This is a genomic window from Streptomyces sp. P3 (genome assembly GCF_003032475.1).
GTDB lineage: Bacteria > Actinomycetota > Actinomycetes > Streptomycetales > Streptomycetaceae > Streptomyces.
Genome location: NZ_CP028369.1, coordinates 1,870,187 through 1,894,649 on the forward strand (window position 1 = coordinate 1,870,187; position 24,463 = coordinate 1,894,649).

Genomic DNA, 24,463 nt, shown 5'->3' on the forward strand with positions numbered 1-24,463 from the left:
AGCAGGGCCCGCGGACGGGCCGGACCGGCCCCTGACCGGCGCTAACCGCGTCGGCGCAGCGCCCTGCCGACCACGATCGCGGACGCCACGACCAGTGCGGCCGCCGGGGCCGCCCACCGCAGCGCGCTGTTCGGCATGACGGTCTGCGGGGCGGGGACCGGCGCGTAGCGCCCGCGCGGCGGAGCGTGGTCGACCTCCTCGGCGCTGCGGCCGATCATCGTGCGGCGCGCGTGCGCGGCCTCGGCGGGCGGCTGGGCGGGACCCGTGAGGTCGTCGAGCTCGGAGGGTGGCGCCGCCGTCTCGAAGGCGGCCGCGGGGACCACGGGTTCGTCGACGTCGTCAGCGGCGTTTGGATCGTTGACGTCGTCGGGCGCACCGGCCTCCCGCGCAGCAGCGTCCTGCGCAGCGGCTTCTTGCTCAGCGGCGTCCAGGCCGGCGCCGTCCGGGACGTCGGAGGTGTCGACATCGGAGGCGTCGGAGGCGTCGGAGGCGTCTGCGTCGGAGGCGTCTGCGTCGGAGGCGTCTGCGTTCCGGCCGTCGTGGACACCGTCGCGGTGGTCGGCGTCGCGGTGGTCGGCGTGGCGGCCGGTGACTGCCGGGTCGGTGGTGCCCTCACTCGTCCCGGCTCCTGGCTGCTCGTCGGGTGCGGCCGACGCTCCGAGGTTCCCCGCGAAACGGTTGAGCAGCCGGGCCACCGCCGATTCGACCGCCTCGGCGGGCAGTTCCGCGACCCGGCCGTCCGCCGAGGCCGTCCCCTCGAAGCGGAGCGTGGTGCCCGCGTCGGCCTCTCGCAGATACAGGGCGAGGCTCAGCTTGACCGTCCCGCTGCCGCGAACCTCCGTGCCGCCGCCCTCCACCGCGTAGCCGCCGTTTTCGCGGGGCGAGACGCGTGCCGCCCCCCGGTAGGTGATGGTGTGGCTGCCGATCCGCACCTTCAGCCGGCCCGCGACGGGCTCGGTGCCCGCGTCCTGCTGGAGCCCGGGAACCGCACGGGCCACCTGCGCGGGATCGGCGAGGGCCGCCCTCAGTCGCTCGGCCGGAACCGGAACGAACACCTCTTGCTCCATAGGTCCCGAGCCTACCCACGCGGGGCCGGAAAGCACCCGGCGAAACCGGATTCGCCCTCCCCCGGAACCGGGCAGGTGGTAGGCCCCGCACGAGCCGCGTCCGCGCGCCGCGCCCGTCCGGAGACCGGCCGGTTCGCCCTCCGACAAAGGACGCGTCCCCTCCGACACCGGACGCGTCCCTTCCCGCACGGGCGCGTTGCTCCTTCCCGCACGGGCGCGTTGCTCCTTCCGGCACGGGTGCGGTGCTCCTTCCGGCACGGGTGCGGTGCTCCTTCCCGCACGGGTGCGGTGCTCCTTCCCGCACGGGTGCGGTGCGTTCCCCCTTCGGCTCCTCAGAGACCCGTCGGCAACCGCAGCCGCACCGCCGTCACATCGGCAGCCCGACCGCACCGGCGCCCCGTCAGTATCCCGACCCCGCCACCGTCACGTCAGTAACGCGGATGCACCAGCGTCGAAGCCGGCACTCCGGCCACCCGGTCCGCCTCGGCCGCCCGGGCGTCCGCGATCAGGGCCGCCTGGGTCAGCGTGCGCGGGGGGTGCTCGCGCGGGTCGAGGCGCAGCGGCGGGCGGGCTTCGGCGGCGGCCAGGACGAAGCCCCAGTCGCGGGCGGCCCGGAAGGCGTCGCCGGCGACGCGGTCGGGGCCGCCGGTACGGCCGGTGCCGCGACCGTCCACCCGGTAGGGGGCGGTGTGCAGACCGGCCGCGCGCAGTGTCGCCTCGACCGTCCAGAACGCCCGGGGCCGGCTCGCGACCGGCCCGGCGTGCACGACGAGGCGGCCGCCGGGGGCCAGGACGCGGCGGGCGAGACCGTAGAACTCCTGGGAGTAGAGCCTGGTGCTCGCGGTGCTGCCGGGATCGGGCAGATCCACGACGACCACGTCGTACGTCGCCAAAGGGGCCCCGCGCAGCCATTGGAAGGCGTCCCCGGCGGCCACCCGGACGCGCGGGTCGCCGAAGGCGTGGCCGTTGAGGCTCGACAGGGCAGGGTCGGTGCGGGCCAGCCGGACCAGGCCGGGGTCGGGCGCGACGACGTCGACACGGCGCACGCCCGGTCGGCCGAGGGCCTCGCGGGCGGCCAGGCCGTCGCCGCCGCCGAGGATCAGCACGTGCGCGTGCGGGCCGCTCATCGCCGGCCGGACGAGCGCCTCGTGGTACCTGCGCTCGTCCCGGCCCGCGAAGCGGCGGCGGCCGTCCAGATAGAGGTCGAGGGGGCGGCCGTCGACGCCGCCGGTCAGCACGATCTCCTGGGCGCCCGTCTGCACCACCACCCGCACGTCGGCCCCGTACACCGCCTGCCTCGCCGCCCGTTCGAAGTCGTCGACGAGGACGGCGGCGAAGGCGAGGACGCCGAGGACGGCGATGTTGGCGACGAGCAGGAGACAGCGGGCCCGGCACGTCAGGTCGCGCCGGAACAGCCCCAGCACCAGGGCGGCCCCGGCGACCACGTTGACCGCGCCCACCAGCAGGGAACTCGTCAGCTGGCCGAGGAACGGCAGGAGCAGGAACGGGAAGGCTAGGCCGCCGACCAGCGCGCCCACATAGTCCGCGGCGAACAGGTCCGCCACCGCACCGCCCGCGTCCTGCCGCCGGATGCGCTGGATCAGCTCCATGAGGAGCGGCGCCTCGGCCCCGATGAGCAGGCCGATGGCGAGGGAGAACGCCACGAGGAGGACGCGGGAGCCGTCGGCCCACAGGCCGCCCCAGTCGCCCGTCCAGGCGAACACCGCGTACAGCGCCATGGCACTGCACCCGCCGACCAGGGCGAGGGTCGCCTCCAGGACGCCGAAACCGGCCGCGGCGAACCGGCGCAGCCGTTTCGCGACGAGGGAGCCGAGGCCCATCGCGAAGACCATGACCGACAGCACCACGGAGGCCTGGGTGACGGAGTCGCCCATCAAGCAGGACGCCAGCGCGACCAGTTCGAGTTCGTAGACGAGACCGCAGGCCGCGCAGACGAATACGCACGTGAGGACCATCAGCCGCCCGGTGTCCGGCCGGACGGAGAGCCGCGCGGGACTCCGCCATGGCGGCGGAGTGCCGGGCGGGGCCGGTGCGTACGGTTCGATCACGACTGCGACGTTACGTCACGGCACGGGTACCCTTCGTCACCCACACGTGTGAAACCGGGACGTCCGGGCGGTCACACGTTTGAGTCATCGCAAGGCGGGCCCCCGGCGGCTCCCCCACCCGTCAGGCCCGTCCGGCGTCAGGCCCGTCCGGCGTCAGGCGGCCATCCCCGGCCCCACAGGGCGTCGCCCCGCGCGGCGCGCCCGGGGCCCGGCCCTCGCCCTCCCCCCGCGGCTCGTCACCGCTCCTCACCGGCCCTCGCCGGTGCTCGCCAGCCGGTTCGCGCCTCACCCGCCGGACGGGATCTCGGCGCACACCGGCACGCGCACGCCCACCCGCGTTCTCGTCGCCACCAGTTGACCGTCCTGCGGGTACGCGTGCCAGGTACGCCAGTGGACATGACCCTCGTGGCGCTGGGCTAGCAGTGCGGTGAAGGCGTGCGGGCTGCCGGGGAAGACTCCGACCAGGCCGTACGGATGCTCGGAGACGAGGGCCAGGAGCTCCTGGGCGCGGCCCGCGAACTGATCCGGTGAGAGCTCCTCGACGCGCGCCGCGAACTCGTACTCCCAGCCGCCGACCCGCTTGGCGACGCCCAGCGGGAGCGGGGTGCTGCTGCCGGGGATGCAGGCCACCGTCTCCGAACAACTGGCCTGCTCCTCCTCCAGCAGCACCTGGTGCGAGGCGCCGAGCAGTCTCAACTGAAGCTTGGCACCGTCCAGTTCGAGGTCGAGGGTGGCGAGGGCAGGCAGTGGTTCGCGCCCCAGGGCCCAGGCGAGATCGGCCGCGCGCGTGTCGGTGTAGGAGGTGTTCAGGGTCGTGAGCATGGGTCGGCTCCGCGGAGACGCAAAGAAAAGGAGGAAAGGTCCGGCGCACCCCGGTCGACACCGGGAACCGCCCCGGTCAGCCCGGTCTGGGGAGGTCGTCCGCTCGGGACGCCCGAAGGGTGTGAGGGGCTGCGTCGGTGCTCTAGAGGGAATCATGAAGTGTGGGGCCGCCACAGCGTTTTTACCCAACTTCGTGGGGTTTCCATCCCTCGGGGGGCTCCACAGCTCAACTGTTCAACCTGGGCGTACGCCCAGGCGGGCCGGGCACATGCCATTCGCGCCCGCCCCGGGCACATGGTGTGACCGCGGAGCCCGTGGTAGGCCGGGCCCCGCGGTCCGGATGCGGCTCCCCCCGCGGGAGCTCAGCTGCCCCGTGTCAGCTGCCTCCGCCGCATCCGCCGCCGCCCCCTCCGCAGGACGATCCGCCGCCACAGGACGAGCTTCCGCCGCAGGACGAGGACGAGCCGCCGCACGAGTGCCCGCCGTGATGGCCGCCATGGTGCCCGCCGGAACTCCCCGAACTGCAGGAGGCGCCGCTCCCGCCCGCCGCGCCGCCCGCCCACCAACTGCCCGAGCTGCTGGAGGAGTCGCCGCCGCGCGACCTGCCGCCGCGATGGGACCGCACGGAGCTGCGATTGCTCGCGTTGGCCGCCACGGCCACCACGAACCCGATGACGATCACCGCCAGGACGATGCCGAAGAACATGGCGTCACCCTCCTTCCCTGTCCCCCGAAGCGGCCCCCCGTGGGCGCCTCGCGCGGCGTCCGAGCGCCGCGTGAACGGGGGATGCCCGCCCCGGCCTGCCGCCAAAGCGGAGTTGAGGAACTCCAGAGCTTCGGCGCAGGATGACGAGCATGACCTCTCCCGCGCGCCCCTTCCTGAACCGCCGTCTCGCCGAGTTCGGGACGACGATCTTCGCCGAGATGTCCGCCCTCGCGGCGACGACCGGTTCGATCAACCTGGGCCAGGGCTTCCCCGACACCGACGGCCCCGAGGAGGTCCGGGAAGCGGCCGTGCGGGCGCTGCGGGACGGGCGCGGCAACCAGTACCCGCCGGGCCCGGGCGTGTCCGAGCTGCGCACGGCGATCGCCGACCACCAGCTCCGCCGATACGGCCTCTCCTTCGACCCGGACACGGAGGTCCTGGTCACCGCGGGCGCCACGGAGGCCATCGCCGCGACCCTGCTCGCCCTGCTCGAGCCCGGCGACGAGGTGATCGCCCTGGAGCCGTACTACGACTCCTACGCGGCCTGCATCGCGATGGCCGGCGCCACGCGCGTGCCGGTGACGCTGCGCCCCGACGCCGAGCACCAGCGCTTCCGCCTCGACCTGGACGAGCTGCGCGACGCCGTCACCCACCGCACCCGGCTGCTGCTGATCAACACCCCGCACAACCCGACCGGCACCGTGCTCACCCGCGAGGAGCTGACCGCGATCGCCGAGCTGGCGGTGGAACGGGACCTGCTCGTCGTGACGGACGAGGTGTACGAGCACCTGGTCTACGACGAAGCCGCACACGTGCCGCCGGCCACACTGCCCGGGATGCGGGAGCGCACGGTCACCATCGGCTCGGCCGGCAAGACGTTCTCCTTCACCGGCTGGAAGGTCGGCTGGGTGACGGCGGCGCCCGGACTGGTCGCGGCCGTCCGCTCGGCCAAGCAGTACCTGACGTACGTCGCCTCCGGGCCCTTCCAATACGCCGTGGCCGAGGCCCTGCGCCTGCCCGACTCGTACTTCGCGGGCTTCCGCGCGGACATGCTGGCCAAACGGGACCTGCTCGCGGGTGGCCTGGAGCGGGCGGGCTTCAAGGTCTTCCGCCCGGCCGGCACGTACTTCATCACCACCGACATCCGGCCCCTTGGCGAGAGCGACGGTTTCACCTTCTGCCGTGCGCTGCCGGAGCGCTGCGGGGTGGTCGCGATCCCCAACACGGTCTTCTACGACCACCGCGAGCAGGGCGCACCCTTTGTCCGCTTCGCGTTCTGCAAGCAGACAGGCGTGCTGGAGGAGGCGGCCTCCCGACTCAAGACGCTGGCCGCCTGAACAGCCACAGACGTACCAGCACATGTACCGGCCACACGGCCCTTGCCGTGTCCCGCTATCGCCGAACCAGGGCAAGCCCAGCCGGCTGCCCTGGCCAGGAACGACCATCTCCGACGACAGCGGCGCCGACGGCACGGGCCGGGCCGTACCGGGAGACCTTCGTCAGCGGGCGTCCGCCTCGGGCTCCGGGCGCGGGAGCTCGTCGAGGTCGAGGGTGAAGGTGCGGCCGTCGGCCAGGGGAATGGGGAGCTTGCCTGTGCCGTACGCACGGGTGTGCGCCGTGCTGTAGCCGCTCGTGGTGGGCTCAGTGTGCAGGACGACTTCGCGGGCGTAGGGATCCACGACGAGGTAGACGGGGATGCCGTAGCGGCCGTACTTCGCGGTGCAGTCGTCGTAGTCCTTGCGCGCCGAGGAGGTCGAGACGACTTCCGAGATCAACAGGACGTCTTCGAAGCTGTAGCGCTTGCCCTCCTTGCGCGCGTCCTCGCGCAGGATGGCCAGGTCGGGAGCGGAGTTCTCGTCGGCGGGGAAGTCGATGTAGACGTCGGAGGTGACCTTCGCATGACGGCCGAGGGCGGCGGCCGAGTCGATCTGCATCGACCTGATGGTGCTCGAGTGCTCCTCGCTCTGCGGGGTCATGATCACCTTTCCGTCGGCCCCGAACAGGACCGTGTAACCCTTGGGGAATTCGGTGTGCACGATCGCGTCGACACTCATGAACGGTGCTCCTTCCCGTGTGCGGTCAGGATACGGCGGACAGCGCCCTGGCACCGAGCCCGGCGGTACGGCTGTGAACCTGATCCGGACGACACCGCGACAAACGAATAGGTGTGTGAACGCGGCGTCGGCTGGGTCACGGCGGCGCCCGGACTGGTCGCGGCCGTCCGCTCGGCCAAGCAGTACCTGACGTACGTCGCCTCCGGGCCCTTCCAATACGCCGTGGCCGAGGCCCTGCGCCTGCCCGACGCCTACTTCACGGCTTTCCGTGACGACCTGCGGGCCAAGCTGGACCTGCTGAGCGCGGGGCTCGCCGACGCGGGCTTCCGGGTCTTCCGGCCGACCGGGACGTACTTCATCACCACCGACATTCGTCCACTCGGCGAGTCCGACGGCTTCGCCTTCTGCCGCGCCATGCCGGAGCGCGCGGGCGTCGTCGCCATCCCCAACGCGGTCTTCTACGACCACCGCGCGGCTGGCGCCCCCTTCGTCCGCTTCGCCTTCTGCAAACGCACTGAGGTGTTGACGGACGCGGCGGAACGGCTCCGCAAGGCGTTCGCACACTGACCGCCGCTCTACGGGACGGCCATCGCATCCCTCTTTGCCTGCCGTCTCGCCACCGAACTCTCGTGCCCCCGGAACCGCCCGGTGACGGCCGTCAGTATGCCGCTTGCCACACCACAGGCCTCGACGTACAGTTTCTTGTACGTCAAGGAGGGTTGATCGTGAAGACCATGACCTATTCCGAGTCGCGCGCGCGGTACGCCGAGGTGCTCAACTCCGTCACCGACGACCGCGAAGAGGTCGTCATCACCCGGGCCGGACATGAGCCGGTCGTCATAGTCTCCCTTGAGGACTACGAGTCCCTGAAAGAGACGGCGTACCTGCTGCGGAGCCCGGCCAACGCGCGGCGCCTGCTCGCGTCCATCGACGAGTTGGAAAGCGGCGGCGGCACCGTACGCGAGCTGGCGACCGACGAATAAGGGCCGCAAGTTGAAGATCACCTTCTCCTCCCGTGCCTGGGAGGACTATCTGTGGTGGCAGCATCAGGACCGGAAGATCCTGAAGCGCATCAACACGCTCATCGCGGACATCGCCCGGAACGGCAACGAGGGGATCGGCAAACCGGAACCGCTCAAACACGGATTCCAGGGCTACTGGTCGCGCCGTATCAACGACGAGCACCGGCTGATCTACAAGGCCACCGAGGACGGCGTCCTGATCGCACAGTGCCGCTACCACTACGAGAGCTGACCGGACTCGCCGGGATCGAGCTCCGCCTCTGTCGGCCCCGGTGTCGTGCCGACGATGACGCACGTCGGCACCTCATCGTCGGCGCTGGGATCCGACTTTGGTCGCGGACCTGCGCAGTCGCTTGGCCAGCGCCTTGTCCCGAGCCCTCACAAGCCGCCCTGCCGCCTCCAGCACGGCCCCGGTGGCGGGGTGGCGGCAGCGCCACAGGTCGTCGGCGGCCTGTTCCAGCAGCGGCAGCACCGAGTCCCCCTCCTGTTCCAGGAACATGGCGAGTGCCTCGTCCGCCACGCCGAGCGGGCCCCACAGATGGTCCACGAGCTTCCACAGCTGGAGTTCCGGGCCGTGTCCTCCGGGGGTCTCACCACGGTCGGCCAGCGTGATCGCCGCAGTCTCGGCGCAGCCGGGGACCTGGGAGGCCGCGGCTTTGCGCAGGACCGCGAGCGCTCGCGGTTCATCGAGTTCCGCGAGCACCGGCGCGGCGGCAAGGCGACGGAGGGCGGCATCGGCTTCCAGACCGGCGCAGGCGTCGATGAGCTGGACTGCGGCTGAGCCCTGGCCACGATGACTGATCCATCCGGTGATCTCGGAGCGGGCGGACTCCTGGTCGTAGTCGAGCAGGGCGTCGAGCAAGGTCGGGGCGTCTGCGTCGGCCAGTTCGCCGATGAGAGGAGCGTGGAATCCCTCGGCGAGCAGGTACTCGCGCAGTCCGTGGCGTCCCAGCGGAGTGAGCCGGAGCCGTGTCCCGGCCGGCCGAGTGCCGTCGCCGTCCTCAGCGCTCGCGTCGGTGCCGAGGATACCGAGGATGACGTGATCCCGCTGCCGACTCGTCTCCGGGCCGGTCTCGACCTCCGCCGCCTGATACTCGACGAGGGCAACGGCCGCCTGGTCGAGGATCTGCAGGAGGAACAGTTCTACCAGCCGTGCCTCCTGCTTCGGGAGCCCCTCGCGGAGAGCGCCGACGAGCAGCACGGTGTCCAGCCGGGCCGAGGCCGTCCTCGTCCTCTATGTCCACCGCGCCGAGCAGCACCGGGGACAGGCCGAGGTTCCCGAGGTCGTTCAGATCGTCGAGGTCGTCTCCGAGCGCATCGCACCAGAGTTCCAGTACTCCCTCGTCGTCCGCGGCAGCGGGCAGGCCGGCACCGGGGTGGGCGACGCCCCTGCCGATCTCCACCAGGTCCGCGTACACGGCGAGCCTCCAGGGGTCGTCCAGGCAGGGCAGGTCTCCGGAGCTGCGCAGGCGGGCCAGCCGCTTGTCGCGCTCCTCGGGTCGGAGGGCGCTCAGTTCGTCGTCCTGGGTCCACAGTTCGAGTTCCTGGACGGCCTGGCGGCCCAGTGCGGGCTTGAGCACGTCCCGGGATGTGACGGCTCGTCCGCCCTGGCACCAGTGGGCCAGGCGGAGCGCGGAGGCGATCAGCGGCACCTTCCGGGCGGCCGCGGCGAGTTCCGCGCGCGGTGCGAGGGAGACGGGCCGCACCGGGACGGACCCCATGTCCAAGCCGTCGTCCTCGTCGATGTGGACCTCGCCGCAGGAACAGCGCCGCCCGCCGGGGGCGGCTGCGGCCGGGCCTGGTGCCGGGGAGGCCGTGGGCCGCCGCGGGGCGAGGCCGGCCAGTTCTCGGTCCAGGGCGTCGCGGTCGAAGCGGGCGGGGTCGAAGCCTTCCTCGCGCAAAGTCTCCACCAGGTCGGCCCACGGCTCGGGGGCCGGTGCGCCACGGTCCGCGACGGCGTCGAGTACGGCTTGCAGCCCCCAGGCTCCGCCGATGTCCTCGGCGCGGGGCATGGCGCGGCGACCGCCGGTACAGCCGACGCGTCGGTCGGGGGTGGACGCGGGGAGGATCTTCTCCAGCGTGATCCGGTGCTGCCAGTCGTCGCCGAAGTCGTAGGTGTACTCCAGTCGGCCGCCTTCGTCGGGCAGCACCTCCGCCACGGTCACGGACTCCTCGTCGGCGTCGCGGAAAGGATCGCGGTCCAACGGTGCGTCGAAGTCGACGAACTGGCAGCCCGAGGCAGGTTCGGTGAAGGAGTGCAGGTGCGAGTCGTCCCAGCCGAAGCACGTCTGGACGATGTCGTGCAGGCAACCGAGCGAGGTGTCGGCGGGCAGGGTGACCCGACGCCAGATCGGCGGGCTGGTGTCTCGCAGGACGATCTTCAACTGGTACGTCGGCACGGGCTCGGCGGTCACGGCGGTAAGTTCCTCGAGGCGGAGGCGGATTGCGGCACCGGTAACGGGCTGCGATCGCGGAGGACCGCGCCGGTTTCCCGGCGGGTGCCCGTGACATCTTTCCGCACTGCGCCGAACGGGCGAAGCGTTTCTGGCGGTCGCTGTCCGTCTGCGTGGATAGCCTTGACCTGCCGAGGGCGCATGGGCTACTACCCGCGCCCTCCCGAACAGTTGCAGGGAGCCTGGCCAGGAGTGGGCGTGAGGGCGAAGGTTGATCCGTCGGCGGAGCCCGAGTCGGCGACCTGGGACCGGGAACGGATGTTTGCCCGGTTGCCGGAGCTCGCCGGGGGCGAGGCGGTGTTCCTTCCCGCGGACCCGCCCCGGACGGGGCGGATGGCGTTCTGGACGCCCGGGAGCAAGCCACCGGACCTCGGGGTGGAGCCCGAGGAACTCACCGTGGTCCGCCCGCACGGTTCGTCCGTGCGCCGGGCGCGGGTGGCCGCCGTGTCGCTCTCCGTGGAGCAGGCGCTGCCGCTGCTGACCCGCTGCCGGGCACTCGGCGCGGACGGCAGCGGGCGAGCGTCGGCCGGTACCGCGTTCTGGGGCACAGCGGCCCTGCTGGGGCTGCGTCTGCTCGCCCGGGGCCGGACACTGCCCGGGGTGTCGCCGGAAGGATTCGACGCCTGGCGGGTCGGCCCGCTGGACACCGAGGACCACGAGCTCTTGGCCACCCTTGCCGCCGCCATGCCGCCGGAGGCTCGCGCGGTCGCGGTTCCCGGATCTTCCCCGCTCACGCTCCCGGCGGCCGAGCCGCTGCTGCGGGCCTTCCTGGACGCCGTGGCCGATTCCCTCGCCCGCCCTCCCGCCGCCCGCCAGGTGACCGGCGGACCGGCGTTCGCGGCGCGCGCCCCGCAGTCCGTACCCGAGCAGCGGAGGTGGGCGGCGGAGGTCGCCGCCGGCCGCGACGCGGGGCTGGCGGTGTCGCTGCGGCTGGAACTGGGCCGTGCGGAATCCTTCCGGGCCGTGGTCCAGCTGCGCAGCCTGGCCGATCCCACGGTGCTCGCCGACGCCGCGGACCTGTGGTCCGGCAGGGCCACCGCCCCCGAACTGTTCGGCCCACGGGCCAAGGTGGACACGCTGCTGACGCTGCGCCGGGCCGCCCGCGCCTGGCCCCCGGCCGGACGGCTGCTGGACTCCGCCGCCCCGGCAGGTCTGGAGCTGTCCGACGAGGAGGCCCAGGCGCTGCTGGGTGACGCGGCGGAAAGCCTTGCCGCCGCCGGGGTCGCGGTGCACTGGCCCAGGGAGCTGGTGCGCGAGCTGACCGCCTCCGGAGTCCTGGAACCCGTACGCCGTCAGGGGACGCAGTCTGCGGCCGAGTCCTTCCTGTCCTCCGGCGGCCTGTTGGACTTCCGCTGGCGGGTCGCCCTCGGGGACCGGGAACTCACCGAGGAGGAGCTGGAACGGCTGGTCCAGTCGCACCGGCCGATCGTGCGGCTGCGCGACCAGTGGGTGGTCGTGGACCAGGAGTTGGTCCGTCGGCTGCGCCGGGCGGCGCAGTCCAGGACGGCCTCGCTCACCCCGATCGACGCCCTGGGTGCCGCGCTCACCGGCAGCGTGGAGGTGGACGGCGAACAGGTGGCGGTCACCGCCGGCGGCGTACTGGAGGAGCTGCGCTCCCGGATCGCCGACCCCGAGGCCCGCGCCGCGCGGGAGCCCCACGGGCCGCCGAAAGCCCTGGCCGCGACCCTGCGCGACTACCAGCTGCGCGGTCTGAACTGGCTGCACCGGATGACCTCGCTCGGCCTGGGCGGCTGCCTCGCCGACGACATGGGCCTGGGCAAGACCGTCACCCTGATCGCTCTCCACCTGCGCCGCCAGGAACGGAAGAGCACCGCCGGCTCCACCCTGGTGGTCTGCCCCGCCTCACTGCTCGGCAACTGGGAGCGCGAGATCCGGCGCTTCGCACCGGCCACCCCGGTGCGCCGCTTCCACGGCCCCGGCCGTGACCTGGCCGGCCTCGACGACGGAGCGGACGGCGGCTTCGTCCTGACCACCTACGGGACCATGCGCCGCGACACCGAACGCCTCACCGGGCAGCCCTGGGGCCTGCTCGTCGCCGATGAGGCCCAGCACGTCAAGAACCCGCACGCGCTCACCGCCCAGGCCCTGCGCCGGATCCCCTCGCGGGGACGGATCGCGCTGACCGGCACCCCGGTCGAGAACAACCTGTCCGAGCTGTGGTCACTGCTCGACTGGACCACCCCCGGCCTGCTCGGCACACTCACCTCCTTCCGTGACCGCTACGCCACGGCCGTCGAGGGCGACCGCGACGAGCAGGCCGCACGACGGCTGGCCGCTCTGGTCCGCCCCTTCCTGCTGCGCCGGCGCAAGTCCGACCCCGGCATCGCGCCCGAACTGCCGCCCAAGACCGAGACCGACCAGCCGGTGCCCCTGACGAAGGAGCAGGTGTCGCTGTACGAGGCGCTGGTACGCGAGCTCATGGCCGAGATCGAGGAGAGGCAGGGCATCGCACGGCGCGGCCTGGTAATGAAGCTGCTCACCGGCCTGAAGCAGGTCTGCAACCACCCCGCGCAGTTCCTGAAGGAACCCGCGGGAGCCAAGCTCCCCGGCCGCTCGGGGAAACTGGAGCTCCTGGACGAACTCCTGGACACCGTCCTGGCCGAGGACGGGTCGGCCCTGGTCTTCACCCAATACGTGGCCATGGGCACGCTGATCGAGCGCCACCTGGCCGATCGCGGCGTGGACACCCTGTTCCTGCACGGAGGCACCACGGTCAAACGCCGCGAGGAGATGGTCGACGCCTTCCAGAGCGGCGAGAGGAAGGTGTTCCTGCTGTCCCTCAAAGCCGCCGGGACCGGCCTGAACCTGACCCGGGCCGGACACGTCATCCACTACGACCGCTGGTGGAACCCGGCCGTGGAGGACCAGGCCACCGACCGCGCCTACCGGATCGGACAGACCCAGCCGGTCCAGGTGCACAAGCTGCTCGCCGAGGGCACCGTGGAGGACCGGGTCGCCGAGATGCTCCGCCGGAAGCGGGAGCTGGCCGACTCGGTACTCGGCTCGGGCGAGGCGGCCTTCAGCGAACTGAGCGACAGCGAACTGGCCGAACTGGTCACGCTGCGAAGGACGGAACGATGACCGGGCGCGGCCGGCCGGGCGAGTCGGCCGCGCGTACCTTCGAGGCACTCCCGCCGGCCAAGGGCAGCCGCGCGCCCTTCGCCGAGTCCTGGTGGGGCCGCGCGTGGCTGCGGTCCTTGGAGGAGTCCTCCCTGGACTCCGGCCGCCTCTCGCGCGGCCGGACCTACGCGCGCGGCGGCGCGGTCGGACCGGTCACCGTCGCCCCCGGCTCGGCCGCCGCCCCGGTACAGGGCAGCCGCCGCACCCCGTACCGTTCCACGGTCCAGGTGGAGCAGCTGACGGACCAGCAGTGGGACCGGCTGCTCGACATGATCGCCGAGCGGGCCGCCAACATCGCCGCACTGCTGGACGGCGAGATGCCCGCCGGGCTCGCCGACGACGCGGCAGCCGCCGGTGTCCCGCTGCTGCCCGGCCCACGGGACCTCGACCCCGAGTGCAGCTGCCCCGACTGGGGCTACCCCTGTAAACACGCCGCGGCCCTCTGCTACCAGGTCGCCCGGCTCCTGGACCGCGCCCCCTTCGTGCTGCTGCTCCTGCGGGGTCGCGGCGAGCAGGAGCTGATGGACGAGCTCGGCCGCCGCAACACCACCCGCGCCTCCGCCGAAGCCGCGGTGTCTGCGACGACGACAGGCGCGGATCCGTACGGGTCCCCGGCCCCGACCGGCGATCCCGCAGCGCTCGCCTTCGCCTCACGCGCCGAACTGCCGCCCCTGCCCTCCCCGCCCCCGCTGCCCGACCGGGCCGGACGCGGCCCCGCGCTGGTGGACTCGGCCGTCCCGGAGCCCGGCGTGGACCCGGCCGCACTCGAACTGCTCGCCGTCGACGCCGCTGTGCGTGCCCACCATCTGCTCGCCGGAGCCCTCGGTACGCGGCATGCCGACACGGCTCCGCCCGTCCCACTCACCGAATGGCAGGACGCCGTCCGCCTCGCCGCCACTCACCCCACCCCGGAAGTCTTCGCCCGGATCGCCGCGAACTGCGGCCGCACTCCCCGCGAACTCGCCGCCGCCACCCGCGCGTGGCGGCACGGCGGCGCCGCGTCCCTGGACGTACTGAACAGCTCTTGGACCCCACCCGCCTCCCGCCTGGAGCGTGACCGCGAGGCGCTGCGAGCGGACTGGGCCGACGGCAGACCGCCCCGGCTCCGCTCCTGGCGCAACCGCTGGACCGTCGAGGGCCGCGACGCCCAACTGCGCCTGGGCCGGGACGGACTGTGGTACCCGTACACCAAGGATCAGGGCACCTGGTGGCCGGCCGGACCGCCTGACGCCGATCCCGCCGTCGTCCTGACCGCTCTCCTCGAAACATGATGCTCGGGGTGCCCCCGCGATCCACCGATTCCGTCCCCGGCCGCACGGTTCGTTCGGTCGCGCGGCGACGAGGCGCGGATCCGGTCGGCGCCCCGACCGGCGACGGCGGACTCCCAGATGAGCCCTGTGCGCCGCATACGAATGAGTGGGTGAACGAGGAGTCGCCCGGGTGACCGGTGAGCAGGCAGCACCGCCCACTCCTGATCGACCGTCACGTCCAGGCGCCGATGAGGTCCTCGGGTGTCAGGCTGAGAACACCTTGGGCGGTGCACCCGCTGCGGGCGACGGCAAGCAGCGGAGTGGAGTCGTCGGCACCGGGCAACTGGCCGCGATGCGTGATGAGCCGGGCGAGGTCACGGTTGTCGAAACCCGTATTCTCCAGCCATTTGACCGAGCCGACAAAGGTGATCTTCTTGGCGATGGGGGAACGGTCCGCACCGACCAGGTCGATTTCCGGATCGTTCGTGCGGGTCCAGTAGCCACCGATCACATGGGTACCCTCGGGCAACCGCTCGTCGGTCAGGCGCCACAGGGCTTCACGGATCACGGGTTCGACGGCCCGGCCACGCCACGACGTCCAACTGGCGCGGACGGACTGGAGGACACGGTCGCCGCGACCTCGTTCGATCACGGGAATGCCAGGGCCGATGAAGGAAAGCCAGAAGCGTAGATAAGGGTCGTCGATCCGATAGCGGGTCTCGCGACTGGGCCTGGTGGACAGGGGCAGGTCTGCTGCGACCATGCGGCGAGCGGTGAGAACGTCGAGGGATCGTTTCGCGGAGCCTGGATTGAGGTCGCCGGCTGCCCGGCCGATGAGGGTGAAAGTGCGTTCTCCGTGTCCGATGGCGCTCAGGACGGTACGGGCTTGTGCCTCGGTGGGAAATTCCGCGGCCAGGGTGCGCTCGCCGCTGACGAGCAGGGCAGAGGTCGGACGGAGCAGGGCGTGTTCGAGGTACTCCCACAACGTGCCGCCGCGCGGCCATTCCTCGAGGATGAGCGGCAGCCCGCCGGAAACCAGGTAGGCGTCGAAGGCGTCGGCGGGCTCCAGCTCCAGCATGGTGGCGACCTCAGCGGGATTGAGCGGAGGAACCACCATCTCGGTGCCGCGCTGATAGAACGGACGACCGTAGGTGTTCAGCTCTTCCATCGTGGCGAGATCAGAGCCAATGAGGACGAGCAGAACAGGGAGCTTGGACAGTGTTCGATCGAACGCTTTCTGCAGCGAGCCCTCGAAACTGGGATCCTCGCGCACGAGGTAAGGCATCTCGTCGAGCACGACCACGCTGGATGCGTCTCTGGGCAGGACACCGGCGAGCAGACTCAGAGCTGCGTCCCAACTCTGTGGGACGGCGAAGTCCGAGATCCGGTCGGCGTCGGCAAGTGGAGAAGCGGCGAGCTCGGCAGTGAAGCCTGCCAGATCCTCGGACTTCGACCCTCCGACGGCGGTGAAAAAGACGTGCGGGAGCGCGGCCCGCTCCAGAAACTCCTCCACAAGGCGGGATTTGCCAACGCGCCGTCGGCCCCGGATCAGTACGGCGCGGCCGGGCCGCCCGCCTCGCCCACCGCTCCTCACGTCCGTCAGTAGCTCGTCAAGGAGGTGAAGCTCCCTACGCCGCCCCACGAATCCGTCCATGCCAGAGTCACCTCGAACGTTCGACACACCTTCCTGCATGAAACTTTCTTTCATGAAACTTGCATGAATGCAAGTTCATGACCCGTGAGGTCAGGGCCACCCGCCTGGGCCGACGTCGCAGGCTGGGAAACACGGGAAACAAATGGGTGCGTGAACGCGGAGCGGGCTGAGTGACGGCCGTTCCGGCGCTCGTCACGGCCGTGCGCTCGGCGAAGCAGTACCTGACGTAGGTCGCCTCCGGGCCCTCCCAATACGCCGTGGCCGAGGCCCTGCGCCTCGGGCCGCGTGCCGTGCCGCACGGCCTTCGGCACTTGACCTTGCAGTCGCCATAACGCTGAAGATGAAGTCATGTTGTCGATCGGCGATTTCAGCGAAATGTGCGATCTGCCGCCGCAGACGCTGCGGTACTACCACTCCGAGGGTCTGCTCGTTCCGGCGGACGTCGATGAGCGGACCGGCTATCGCTCGTACACGTTCGCGCAGGTCGAGCAGGCCATGCTGATCACTGTCCTGCGCGGCACCGGGATGAGCGTGAAGCTGGTGGGTCGTGCTCTCGACGAGCCGGAGGCGGCCCTCGACCTGCTGCGGCAGCACACGCGGGAGGTGCGGCGACAGCGGCAGGCCCAGGACGAGGCGATCGACGAGGCGCGGGAGTTCTTCACCTCGCCTCCCGAGGTGAGCCTGCGCCGGGTGGACCGGATGACCGTGGTGTCCAAGCCGGTGCCGAGCCCGTCGGCCGGGGGCGAACGGTTTGACTGGGACGCGGCCGACGCCGCTGTGGCTGCGACCGTTGAGGCCGTGGTCGAGGCGGTGGAGTCCTCTGGAGCCGTGGTGTCGGGGACGCCGTGGCGGACCTTGGCCGTGGAAACCCCGGAGCAGAAGAGCCGGACCCTTGCCGGTGAGGGGCCGCACTGGCTGGTGAGACTTCCCGTCACGGCGGACGAGGGAGTGCTGGCGTCTTTGCCGCGCGATGTCGAGGTGCAGACCTTCGAGGCCCGGGACGAACTGTCGATCTTCATCCCGGGCAGGAGCTCCATGGCCAAGTACGCCACCGCACTCTCACGTCTGTTCACCCACCCTCTCGACGCCGCCTACGTCGACGCCTCCCGCATGCGCCAGGTGCTGCACGCCGACGGAGTCGAGACCGCCGCGGCGATCCGCGGACTCGACGAACCGAGCGCGTCCGAATGATCCGGGGTGGCCGCGTCACGCCAGCCCTCCGTGCGCGGCGGGCTCCCGGGACGCGGCGCGGGAAGTGCGACTGGCTCCCGGTACGAAACGGACGGTACGGACGGTTTCGTCGCCGCGCGTGCTACCCCGCGAGAACACCCTGCTTCTCCAGCGCCCTGCGCAGTGCCCGCACGGCGTAGAAGGCACGGCTCTTCACGGTGCCGGGCGGGACGCCGAGGTGCTCGGCCGCCTGGGCGACGCTGCACTCCAGGTAGTACATGAGACGGATGACGGTTCGCTGCTGCTCGTTCAGTTCCCGCAGGGCCTGCAGTACCGCATGGGTGGTGATCGTGGATTCCGTGCTGTCCCAGGATGCGTCCAGGTCCTCGACCGGCATGAGCTCCAGCGGCCGGTTCCGCCGGGCCCGATGACGGTCGATGACGAGGTTCCTCGCCACGGTGAACAGCCATGGCCGGATGTGGTCGCCGCGGGTGCCCAGGAACCCGCCGTGCTTCCATGCGCGGGCCGCTGTCTCCTGGAGGATGTCCTGCGCCATGTGCCAGTCGCCGTCGAGCAGCCGCGTGGCGTACCGGACGAGCAGGGGCCCGTACCGGTCGTAGACGTCTCGCACGAAGGCATCGCGGTCGGCGTCCGAGGTGACGTGCCGGGTGTGCGACCGAGGCGGAGCGAGGGTGGTGGTCCCTGCTTCCATGATCCCGTTCATGGGTGGTGCCCGTTCCTGTTCAAGTGTTCTGTGGCCTGCTCTCCCGCATGCGCGGTCGAGTGGCTCAACACTCGTGGGGGACCCTTCCCCGAACCTTGTCGTCTTCTTGTCGTGCTGAAGGGCCGGCCACCCGCCGGCCGCGTTCCGAACCTCTCAGGGCAATACACCTAGTGCGTGGGAGCACCGCTGTGCGGAACCGGGAGGCGATGGCTTCCGACCGCCCTCTCCGGCACGGCGGGCACGGGGTCCGCATCCATGTCCAGGGCGGTGAGCCGGTCGCGGACCTGCTGGGCGCTGTGCCGCATGGCTCGCTCGTCGGCGTTCTCGAGGGCCTTGACCCAGTCCGCCCGTGCGCCTTCGCGGTCGCCCCGGGCAAGCCGGGTGTCCCCGAGTCGCATCAGTGTGCCGATGGCGTTCCTGTGGTCGCCCAGTTCCTCGAACGCCCGGGTCGCCCGCTGGTAGGTGGCCACCGATTCCTCGTAACGGCCGAGCGCACGGAGGGTGTGGCCCACGATGTCCCAACCCTGGGCCAGCTGCCACGGGGCGTCCAGGCGCTGGAACAAGGCGATGCCCTCCTCGCTGTACTGCAGGCTCTTCTCCAGCTGCCCCAGGTTGGAGTGGAACCAGGCGAGTTCGAGCAGGCACTCGGCCAGCCACAACTCCTCACCGGTCCTGCGGGACAGCTCGAGTCCCCGCTCGGAGAACGTCACGGCCTCCTGGATCCGGCCGAACAGGAACAGCGCGCACGCCATGACGTAGTGGGCTCGCGCCTGTTCGCCGGTCGCGTCGAGCTGCTCGAAGATCGTAGTGGCGCGTCGCAGGTGCTGCAGGGCTTCTTCCTGGTGGCCGAGATAGCCGTGGATGCTGCCGAGATGGCGCAGGCAACGGCCTTCTTCGAGCCGGTCGCCCTGGCGCCGGGCCACTTCGAGGGCGGGGGTCAGCGCGGTGATGGCTTCGGGCCAGAACTCCTGGCGTTGGAGATGTTCCTTGAGCGACCAGGCCAGTCCGGTGGTGTGGTGGTCGAGCTGCTGGCTGACGGCGGAGTGGAGCAGGGCGGTCAGCACCCGGTGCTCGGCGGTGAACCACCGGGTTGCCTGCTTGACGCCGGTGAACTTCTCCGGGGCGACGTCCGGGCCGGGCGCCCCGAAGTCGAGTTCGGCCGTCGTGTCCTGCTTGAGGAGTTGGTTGGCCTCGTAGGCGGTGAACATGTAGTGGTCCAGTACCCGCAGGGTGGCGTGGTGGCGTTCCTGGGCGGTGTCGTGGATCTGGGTGAGTTCGCCGGCGTAGGTGCGGAGGAGGTCGTGCAGGCTGTAGCGGCCGGGCAGTGGTTGTTCCACGAGGCAGGAACTGGTCAGGGCGGCGAGTACGCGGCGGGTCCGGGCGAGCGGAAGGCCGACGAGGCCGGCGGCGGCGGGTGCCGTGATGTGGGGGCCGGGGTGCAGGGCCAGGAGGCGGAAGAGCCGGGCGGCGTGCTCGTCCAGGGACCGGTAGGACCAGGAGAAGACGGTGCGCACGTCGGTGCTGCTGTCGAAGCCGGTGAACGCGTCGAGGTCTCCGTGGGTGTGCCGCAGGTCGTCGACCATGGCTTCAAGGGGGAAGGACGGGTCGAGTTCGGCGCGGGCGGCGACCACGGCCATGGCCAGGGGGAGTCGTCCGCACAGGCGGATGATCTCGGTCGTGGCGGTGGGCTCGGCGGCCAGCCTTTCGCTCCCCAGACGTCGTTCGAGGGCTTGGTGGGCCTCGGTCTGTGAGGGCAGCGCAAGCGTGAGGGGTTTGGCGCCGTCGGTGGCGATCAGGCCGGGAAGCTGGTTCCGGCTCGTGATCAGGGTGAGGCAGCCCGCTCCCGCCGGGAGCAGGGGGCGTACTTGCCGCTCGTCACGGGCGTTGTCCAGGACCAGGAGGATGCGCCGGTCGGCGAGGAGGCTGCGGAAGAGCGTGCTGCGGTCCGGTGTGTCTTCCGGTATGCGCTGCGCGGGAACACCGAGGGCGGTGAGAAAGCCGTGCAGAACGGTGCCGGGGTCCACGGCCGGTGCGTGGGGATGGAATCCGCACAGGTTGACGAAAAGCTGTCCGTCGGGGAAGGACGAGGCGATGCGGTGAGCGTGGTGGACGGCGAAGGTGGTCTTGCCGACACCGGGAGTACCGCTGATGACGACGACGGAGGCAGCCGTCGGTCCGGGCCGGTCCGGTGCACCGCTCACGGCCGACAGCCACGCACCCTCGGCGGCCCGTCCCGCGAACACCGGCAGGCTGCCGGGCAGTTGAGCCGGACGCGCCAGGGGCGGCGGCGTGGTTTCCTCCTCCGCGGCCGGCGCGTGGCGTGCGTCGGACCGGTCGTCCGCGTCGGCCCCGTCGCCGGCGGGCGGGTCGGCGGGCGGGTCGGCGGGCGCAACTGCCTCGCCCTCGTCCGACTCCCCCGACCTGGCCGGCCCGCTCGGATCGCGGCCCTGCTCGGTGCCCCCGCCGGGGACGGATGCCGAGCCGAATCCGTTCAGCTCACCGGTTGAGTGAAGGGGCGGCAGGTCGTGGTGGAGGATGCCCTGGTGCAGGGCGCGCAGGGGCGGGCCGGGTTCGAGGCCGAGTTCGTCGGCGAGGTGCCGGCGCAGTTCGGTGTAGCGCTGAAGCGCTTCGGGGTGCCGGCCCGCGAGGTACAGGGCGCGCAGCAGCAGGGCCCAGCCGGTTTCCCGCAGGGGCTGTGCCGTCGTCAACTCCTGTGCCGCTTGCAGGGCTTCGGCTATCCGTCCATGCATGAGCAGTGCGGTGGCGCGGATCTCGCGTGCGGTCTGCCGCAGTTCTTCCAGGCGGGCTGTCTCATGGGTGGCGAACAGGTGGTGCGCCGCGTCGGCGAGCGCGGTACCACGCCACAACTCCAGGGCTTTCCGGGCCTCTTCGACAACGCGTTCGGGCCGGCCCTGGTCCATGAACAGGCGCGCCCGGGCAAGGGACCGCTCGAAGCGTACGGTGTCACGGCTCTCGGGCGGCACCCGCAGGGCGTAGCCCAGAGGCTCGGTGACCAGCAGTTCGAAGGTGCCGTGCCGACGCAGGTGCCGGGGTTCCAGGACCGCGCGCAGCTTGCTGACGTGGGCGTGCAGGGAGTTCATCGCTGCGCCCGGGGTCCGTCCCGGCTGCTGCGGCCACAGTTCCTCGCACAGCGTCTGGGGCGGGACCGCCCGGCCGTCGGCGAGCAGCAGGCGGATCAGCAGCAGCCGCTGTCTGCGCCGGCCCGGATGGAGCAGCGCGCCCGCCCGCCGTACCACCAGCGGACCCAACAGCCCGAAGTCGAGCCCCTGTCCCACAGCTGTCATCGCATCCACCCGGAATCCCGCTCGACGGTGCCACCATCGGGGGCACACCCATGGCCATGGCCCGCGGACATGTGCGCGACCGCTCCCGCGGTGACGGAAACCGGACGTCGGCCCACCCGGCATCCGCGCGACCTTCGTCGCCGTGAGATGTCCGCCGAGATGGGGGGGTGGCCGGTGCGGGTGTCCGGAGCGGCGAGGACCCCGTCGTCCGCTGCCCGCATACCGGACAGGACATTAGCAGGAGCCCTTTCGCCCGATGGCGTCGCAGGCGGCACCGTGCGGCTTTATGCGGCTTCATGCGGCTTCATGGCACGCACCGAGGCCGGCGCCTCCGCCGGTAGGGGCCGCGCACCCGTTGCCGTCATTTCGGCCTGCCGTGGAGCGAAGCGGCGGCCGACGGCTGCCTCGCGCTGCTGAGCCGCGAGCAGCCTGCGCCGGACGGCGGCCCGTCGATCCGCGAAGCGGTGTGAACCGGCGTGAGGTCGCTGCCGTTGTGTGACCGAACGGCCGTCGTCACGAGTGGGGAAAAGTCATGGTCACCGTCGAAGGAACGAGCACCGCACGGTTCGAACCGGTCCGAGCGGCGCTGGCAGCGCACCTGGAGTCCGGCGAGGAGCTGGGGGCGTCGATCGCCGTCGACGTCGACGGAGTCATGGAAGTCGATCTGTGGGGTGGGCACACCGACCTGGCGCGGACCGTTCCGTGGCACCAGGACACGTTGGTCAGCCTGTGGTCGACCACCAAGACCCTCAGCAGTCTGGCGGCCCTCGTCCTCGTCGACCGGGGCGCACTCGATCTTCACCGCCCGGTCGCGCACTACTGGCCCGAATTCGCCGCCCAGGGCAAGCAGGACATCGAGGTGCGGCATGTCCTGGCCCACACCTCGGGGCTCTCAGGCTGGCAGCAGCCCTTCACCGTGGACGACCTGTACGACTGGCCGACCGCGAGCGCCCGACTGGCCGCCCAGGCGCCCTGGTGGGAGCCGGGCAGTGCCTCGGGCTACCACGTGCAGACGCAGGGGCAGCTGATAGGGGAGCTTGTCCGGCGGGTCAGCGGCCGGACCCTGACCGAGTTCGTGGACACCGAGATCGCCGGGCCGTCACAGGCCGACGTCCAGATCGGTGCGCGGCAGGCCGACTGGCCGCGCATCGCCGAACTGGTGGCCCCGTCGCAGCTCTCCGGGATGCCCGCCGGCCTGGATCCCGAGGGGATCTTCGCCAGGACGCTGCTCGGCAGCCCCGCCCGGGACGAGCACGTCGACACCCCCCAGTGGCGCCGCGCCGAACTCGGAGCCGTCAACGGACACGGCAACGCACGCGGTATGGCCCGTGCCCTCTCCGTGATCTCACGACGCGGCCAGGTGAACGGCCGCCGGCTCCTCTCCGCGGACACGGTGGACAAGGTCCTCGCCGTGCAGGCCGACGGAGTCGACCTGTTCCTGGGTGTTCCCGTGCGCTGGGGCATCGGCTTCGCACTCGCCGACGCGAGGACGATGCCGCACATGCCCACCGGGAGGATCTGCTTCTGGGTCGGCCGGGGCGGATCGATCGTCATGATGGACCTCGACCGGCGCGTCACGTTCTCGTACACGATGAACCGGCTGGGCGACGGCATCCTCGGCTCGGAGCGCACCCACGGCTACATGAGGCAGGTCTACGAAGTCCTGGACTCCACCAGCTGAGCACGGACCGAGCACGGGCTGAAGACCGCCCGGTCCGCCCTGAAGGACGCCGAGAACCGCGTCCTGCCCGCGACCAGCGGCTCGATCACATCGGGAGGCTGCCTCTCGATCACATCGGGAGGCGGTCGTACATCGCCGCCCCGCACCGTCGTGCGACGCCCGCGAACGAACAGCGCCGTTCTCGGGGTGAACCGAGCCGGTCCTGCCGTCGTAGGACAGGACGCAGGACATCCCGCCCCGGCGACCGGGGTCGGTGGTGCCCCGGGCCCAGGTGGGGCCGTGGCCGGACAGCCGCCCTTCTCGCCGCTGCGACGCGTCGCCCACCCCTCTCCGGTCCGCCCGGCCACTCGGCGCGGACCGAACACACCAACTCAGTTGTCGACCAGAGGAACTCGGTGCTTCGTCCCTCGAACGCACCGTCCCGTTTCGCCGGGTCCGGTCAGGACCGACGGCCAAGGAAAAAAGGACGTTCACGCATGCGCACCACCCTTCTCAGCCGCAGATCCGCCCTGCTCGGTGTCATGGCGGCCGTAGGGATGTCCGTGGCCGCCGTCACCCTGCCCGGCGTAGCCGGTGCGGCGCCCCTCCGCCCGGAACGACCGACGATCGTGCTGGAGCACGGGGCGTTCGCCGACGCCGCGAGCTGGGACGGTGTCGTCACGCGGCTGCAGCGGGCGGGCTACCCCGTGGTGTCCGCCGCCAACCCGCTGCGCGGTCCGGCGACCGATGCCGCCTACCTGCGCAGCGTCGTCGGCCACATCGACGGGCCCGTGGTCCTGGTCGGCCATTCCTACGGCGGTACCGTCATCAGCCAGGCCGCCGCGGGCCTGGAGGGCAAGGTGAAGGCGCTGGTCTACATCGCCGCGTTCCTGCCCGACACGGGCGAGAGCTCGCTCGGGCTGACGAACAAGTTCCCCGGCAGCACCCTCGGCCAGGCGGTCGAGTCCGTCGACTACACCCTGCCCGACGGCGGTCAGGGCGCGGACGTGTACATCAAGCCGGAGAAGTTCCGCGGCCAGTTCGCCGCGGACGTGCCGGCGGGCAAGGCCGGGCTCATGGCGGCAGGACAGCGTCCGATCGCCGCCGCCGCGCTGGAGGAGAAGTCGACGAAGGCCGCCTGGAAGACGATCCCCTCCTGGTCCCTGGTGACCACGCAGGACCTCAACATCCCGGTGGCCGCCCAGCGTTACATGTCGGCCCGTGCCGGGGCCCGCACCACGGTCATCGCCGCGTCGCACGCGGTGCCGGTGTCCCGCCCCGACGCCGTCGCCCGCATCGTGGAGCGCGCGGCCGACACGGTCCGCTGAGCGACAGGACCGCCTCCGTCACGGCCTCGGAGAACTCC

18 protein-coding genes and 1 pseudogene are annotated in these 24,463 nt (G+C 71.6%); 9 read left to right on the forward strand and 10 right to left on the reverse strand.

The window, feature by feature from the left end:
- Positions 1-41 precede the first annotated feature (41 nt).
- The 4 genes from C6376_RS08345 to C6376_RS08360 all read right to left on the reverse strand — a co-directional run bounded on the left by C6376_RS08345 (position 42) and on the right by C6376_RS08360 (position 4,664).
- Entirely contained in the window at positions 42-1,067 is a 1,026-nt protein-coding gene (locus tag C6376_RS08345; protein WP_107442835.1) for an SRPBCC domain-containing protein, read from the reverse strand.
- Positions 1,068-1,495: 428 nt separating this feature from the next.
- The gene (locus C6376_RS08350) at positions 1,496-3,136 is read right to left on the reverse strand and encodes a polyamine aminopropyltransferase (protein ID WP_107442836.1); all 1,641 of its coding nucleotides are present in this window, start codon (positions 3,134-3,136) and stop codon (positions 1,496-1,498) included.
- Between the two features lie 285 nt (positions 3,137-3,421).
- A complete protein-coding gene (locus C6376_RS08355; RefSeq protein ID WP_107442837.1) occupies positions 3,422-3,958 on the reverse strand; it encodes a DUF2617 family protein in 537 nt (178 codons plus the stop codon).
- Positions 3,959-4,334: 376 nt separating this feature from the next.
- Positions 4,335-4,664, reverse strand: coding sequence for a hypothetical protein (locus C6376_RS08360; protein WP_107442838.1), 330 nt, complete (start codon positions 4,662-4,664; stop codon positions 4,335-4,337).
- A gap of 140 nt (positions 4,665-4,804) precedes the next feature.
- Between C6376_RS08360 and C6376_RS08365 the strand changes: the two genes are divergently transcribed.
- Entirely contained in the window at positions 4,805-6,001 is a 1,197-nt protein-coding gene (locus C6376_RS08365; RefSeq protein ID WP_107442839.1) for a pyridoxal phosphate-dependent aminotransferase, read from the forward strand.
- Positions 6,002-6,163: 162 nt separating this feature from the next.
- On the opposite strand, the gene C6376_RS08370 is transcribed toward C6376_RS08365, so the two are convergent.
- A complete protein-coding gene (locus C6376_RS08370; protein ID WP_107442840.1) occupies positions 6,164-6,718 on the reverse strand; it encodes a Uma2 family endonuclease in 555 nt (184 codons plus the stop codon).
- Between the two features lie 126 nt (positions 6,719-6,844).
- Here C6376_RS08370 and C6376_RS08375 point away from each other — a divergent pair.
- The 3 genes and pseudogenes from C6376_RS08375 to C6376_RS08385 all read left to right on the forward strand — a co-directional run.
- Positions 6,845-7,285: pseudogene (locus tag C6376_RS08375) on the forward strand (aminotransferase class I/II-fold pyridoxal phosphate-dependent enzyme); the annotation flags it as partial.
- A gap of 158 nt (positions 7,286-7,443) precedes the next feature.
- Positions 7,444-7,701, forward strand: a complete 258-nt coding sequence (locus C6376_RS08380; RefSeq protein ID WP_103544659.1) for a type II toxin-antitoxin system Phd/YefM family antitoxin — start codon at positions 7,444-7,446, stop codon at positions 7,699-7,701.
- Between the two features lie 10 nt (positions 7,702-7,711).
- The gene (locus C6376_RS08385; RefSeq protein ID WP_107442841.1) at positions 7,712-7,972 is read left to right on the forward strand and encodes a Txe/YoeB family addiction module toxin; all 261 of its coding nucleotides are present in this window, start codon (positions 7,712-7,714) and stop codon (positions 7,970-7,972) included.
- A gap of 72 nt (positions 7,973-8,044) precedes the next feature.
- Here C6376_RS08385 and C6376_RS43740 read toward each other — a convergent pair whose 3' ends face one another.
- Positions 8,045-8,602 carry a hypothetical protein gene (locus tag C6376_RS43740; protein WP_159083180.1) on the reverse strand — a complete coding sequence of 186 codons (558 nt, stop codon included), beginning with the start codon at positions 8,600-8,602 and terminating at the stop codon, positions 8,045-8,047.
- Between the two features lie 139 nt (positions 8,603-8,741).
- Positions 8,742-10,154, reverse strand: a complete 1,413-nt coding sequence (locus C6376_RS08390; protein ID WP_159083181.1) for a plasmid pRiA4b ORF-3 family protein — start codon at positions 10,152-10,154, stop codon at positions 8,742-8,744.
- 297 nt (positions 10,155-10,451) lie between these two features.
- Between C6376_RS08390 and C6376_RS08395 the strand changes: the two genes are divergently transcribed.
- Together C6376_RS08395 and C6376_RS08400 are read left to right on the forward strand one after the other, a co-directional pair.
- On the forward strand, positions 10,452-13,295 hold the full coding sequence (locus tag C6376_RS08395; RefSeq protein WP_107448847.1) for a DEAD/DEAH box helicase: 2,844 nt from the start codon (positions 10,452-10,454) through the stop codon (positions 13,293-13,295).
- The gene (locus C6376_RS08400) at positions 13,292-14,605 is read left to right on the forward strand and encodes an SWIM zinc finger family protein (RefSeq protein ID WP_107442842.1); all 1,314 of its coding nucleotides are present in this window, start codon (positions 13,292-13,294) and stop codon (positions 14,603-14,605) included. The genes C6376_RS08395 and C6376_RS08400 overlap by 4 nt, the downstream gene beginning before the upstream one ends.
- Before the next feature lie 211 nt (positions 14,606-14,816).
- Here the strand turns inward: C6376_RS08400 and C6376_RS08405 are convergent, their stop codons facing one another.
- The gene (locus C6376_RS08405) at positions 14,817-16,238 is read right to left on the reverse strand and encodes a DUF234 domain-containing protein (protein ID WP_107442843.1); all 1,422 of its coding nucleotides are present in this window, start codon (positions 16,236-16,238) and stop codon (positions 14,817-14,819) included.
- A gap of 348 nt (positions 16,239-16,586) precedes the next feature.
- Here C6376_RS08405 and C6376_RS08410 point away from each other — a divergent pair, with 348 nt between their 5' ends.
- Entirely contained in the window at positions 16,587-17,429 is an 843-nt protein-coding gene (locus tag C6376_RS08410; RefSeq protein WP_107442844.1) for a MerR family transcriptional regulator, read from the forward strand.
- 121 nt (positions 17,430-17,550) lie between these two features.
- On the opposite strand, the gene C6376_RS08415 is transcribed toward C6376_RS08410, so the two are convergent.
- Together C6376_RS08415 and C6376_RS08420 are read right to left on the reverse strand one after the other, a co-directional pair.
- Positions 17,551-18,120, reverse strand: a complete 570-nt coding sequence (locus C6376_RS08415; protein WP_254075875.1) for a sigma-70 family RNA polymerase sigma factor — start codon at positions 18,118-18,120, stop codon at positions 17,551-17,553.
- A 179-nt stretch (positions 18,121-18,299) separates the two neighbouring features.
- The gene (locus tag C6376_RS08420) at positions 18,300-21,437 is read right to left on the reverse strand and encodes a BTAD domain-containing putative transcriptional regulator (RefSeq protein ID WP_254075876.1); all 3,138 of its coding nucleotides are present in this window, start codon (positions 21,435-21,437) and stop codon (positions 18,300-18,302) included.
- Positions 21,438-21,969: 532 nt separating this feature from the next.
- Between C6376_RS08420 and C6376_RS08425 the strand changes: the two genes are divergently transcribed.
- The gene (locus C6376_RS08425) at positions 21,970-23,118 is read left to right on the forward strand and encodes a serine hydrolase (protein ID WP_107442847.1); all 1,149 of its coding nucleotides are present in this window, start codon (positions 21,970-21,972) and stop codon (positions 23,116-23,118) included.
- 476 nt (positions 23,119-23,594) lie between these two features.
- The gene (locus C6376_RS08430; RefSeq protein WP_107442848.1) at positions 23,595-24,425 is read left to right on the forward strand and encodes an alpha/beta fold hydrolase; all 831 of its coding nucleotides are present in this window, start codon (positions 23,595-23,597) and stop codon (positions 24,423-24,425) included.
- Positions 24,426-24,463: the final 38 nt, after the last annotated feature.

Bases quoted from the DNA above. Each gene is read 5' to 3' on its own strand.
- C6376_RS08405 (WP_107442843.1), bottom strand. From the start codon at position 16,238: ATGGACGGATTCGTGGGGCGGCGTAGGGAGCTTCACCTCCTTGACGAG.
- C6376_RS08365 (WP_107442839.1), top strand. From the start codon at position 4,805: ATGACGAGCATGACCTCTCCCGCGCGCCCCTTCCTGAACCGCCGTCTC.
- C6376_RS08420 (WP_254075876.1), bottom strand. From the start codon at position 21,437: ATGACAGCTGTGGGACAGGGGCTCGACTTCGGGCTGTTGGGTCCGCTG.
- C6376_RS08410 (WP_107442844.1), top strand. From the start codon at position 16,587: ATGTTGTCGATCGGCGATTTCAGCGAAATGTGCGATCTGCCGCCGCAG.
- C6376_RS08345 (WP_107442835.1), bottom strand. From the start codon at position 1,067: ATGGAGCAAGAGGTGTTCGTTCCGGTTCCGGCCGAGCGACTGAGGGCG.
- C6376_RS08370 (WP_107442840.1), bottom strand. From the start codon at position 6,718: ATGAGTGTCGACGCGATCGTGCACACCGAATTCCCCAAGGGTTACACG.
- C6376_RS08400 (WP_107442842.1), top strand. From the start codon at position 13,292: ATGACCGGGCGCGGCCGGCCGGGCGAGTCGGCCGCGCGTACCTTCGAG.
- C6376_RS08355 (WP_107442837.1), bottom strand. From the start codon at position 3,958: ATGCTCACGACCCTGAACACCTCCTACACCGACACGCGCGCGGCCGAT.
- C6376_RS08415 (WP_254075875.1), bottom strand. From the start codon at position 18,120: ATGGAAGCAGGGACCACCACCCTCGCTCCGCCTCGGTCGCACACCCGG.
- C6376_RS08425 (WP_107442847.1), top strand. From the start codon at position 21,970: ATGGTCACCGTCGAAGGAACGAGCACCGCACGGTTCGAACCGGTCCGA.
- C6376_RS08395 (WP_107448847.1), top strand. From the start codon at position 10,452: ATGTTTGCCCGGTTGCCGGAGCTCGCCGGGGGCGAGGCGGTGTTCCTT.
- C6376_RS08360 (WP_107442838.1), bottom strand. From the start codon at position 4,664: ATGTTCTTCGGCATCGTCCTGGCGGTGATCGTCATCGGGTTCGTGGTG.
- C6376_RS08430 (WP_107442848.1), top strand. From the start codon at position 23,595: ATGCGCACCACCCTTCTCAGCCGCAGATCCGCCCTGCTCGGTGTCATG.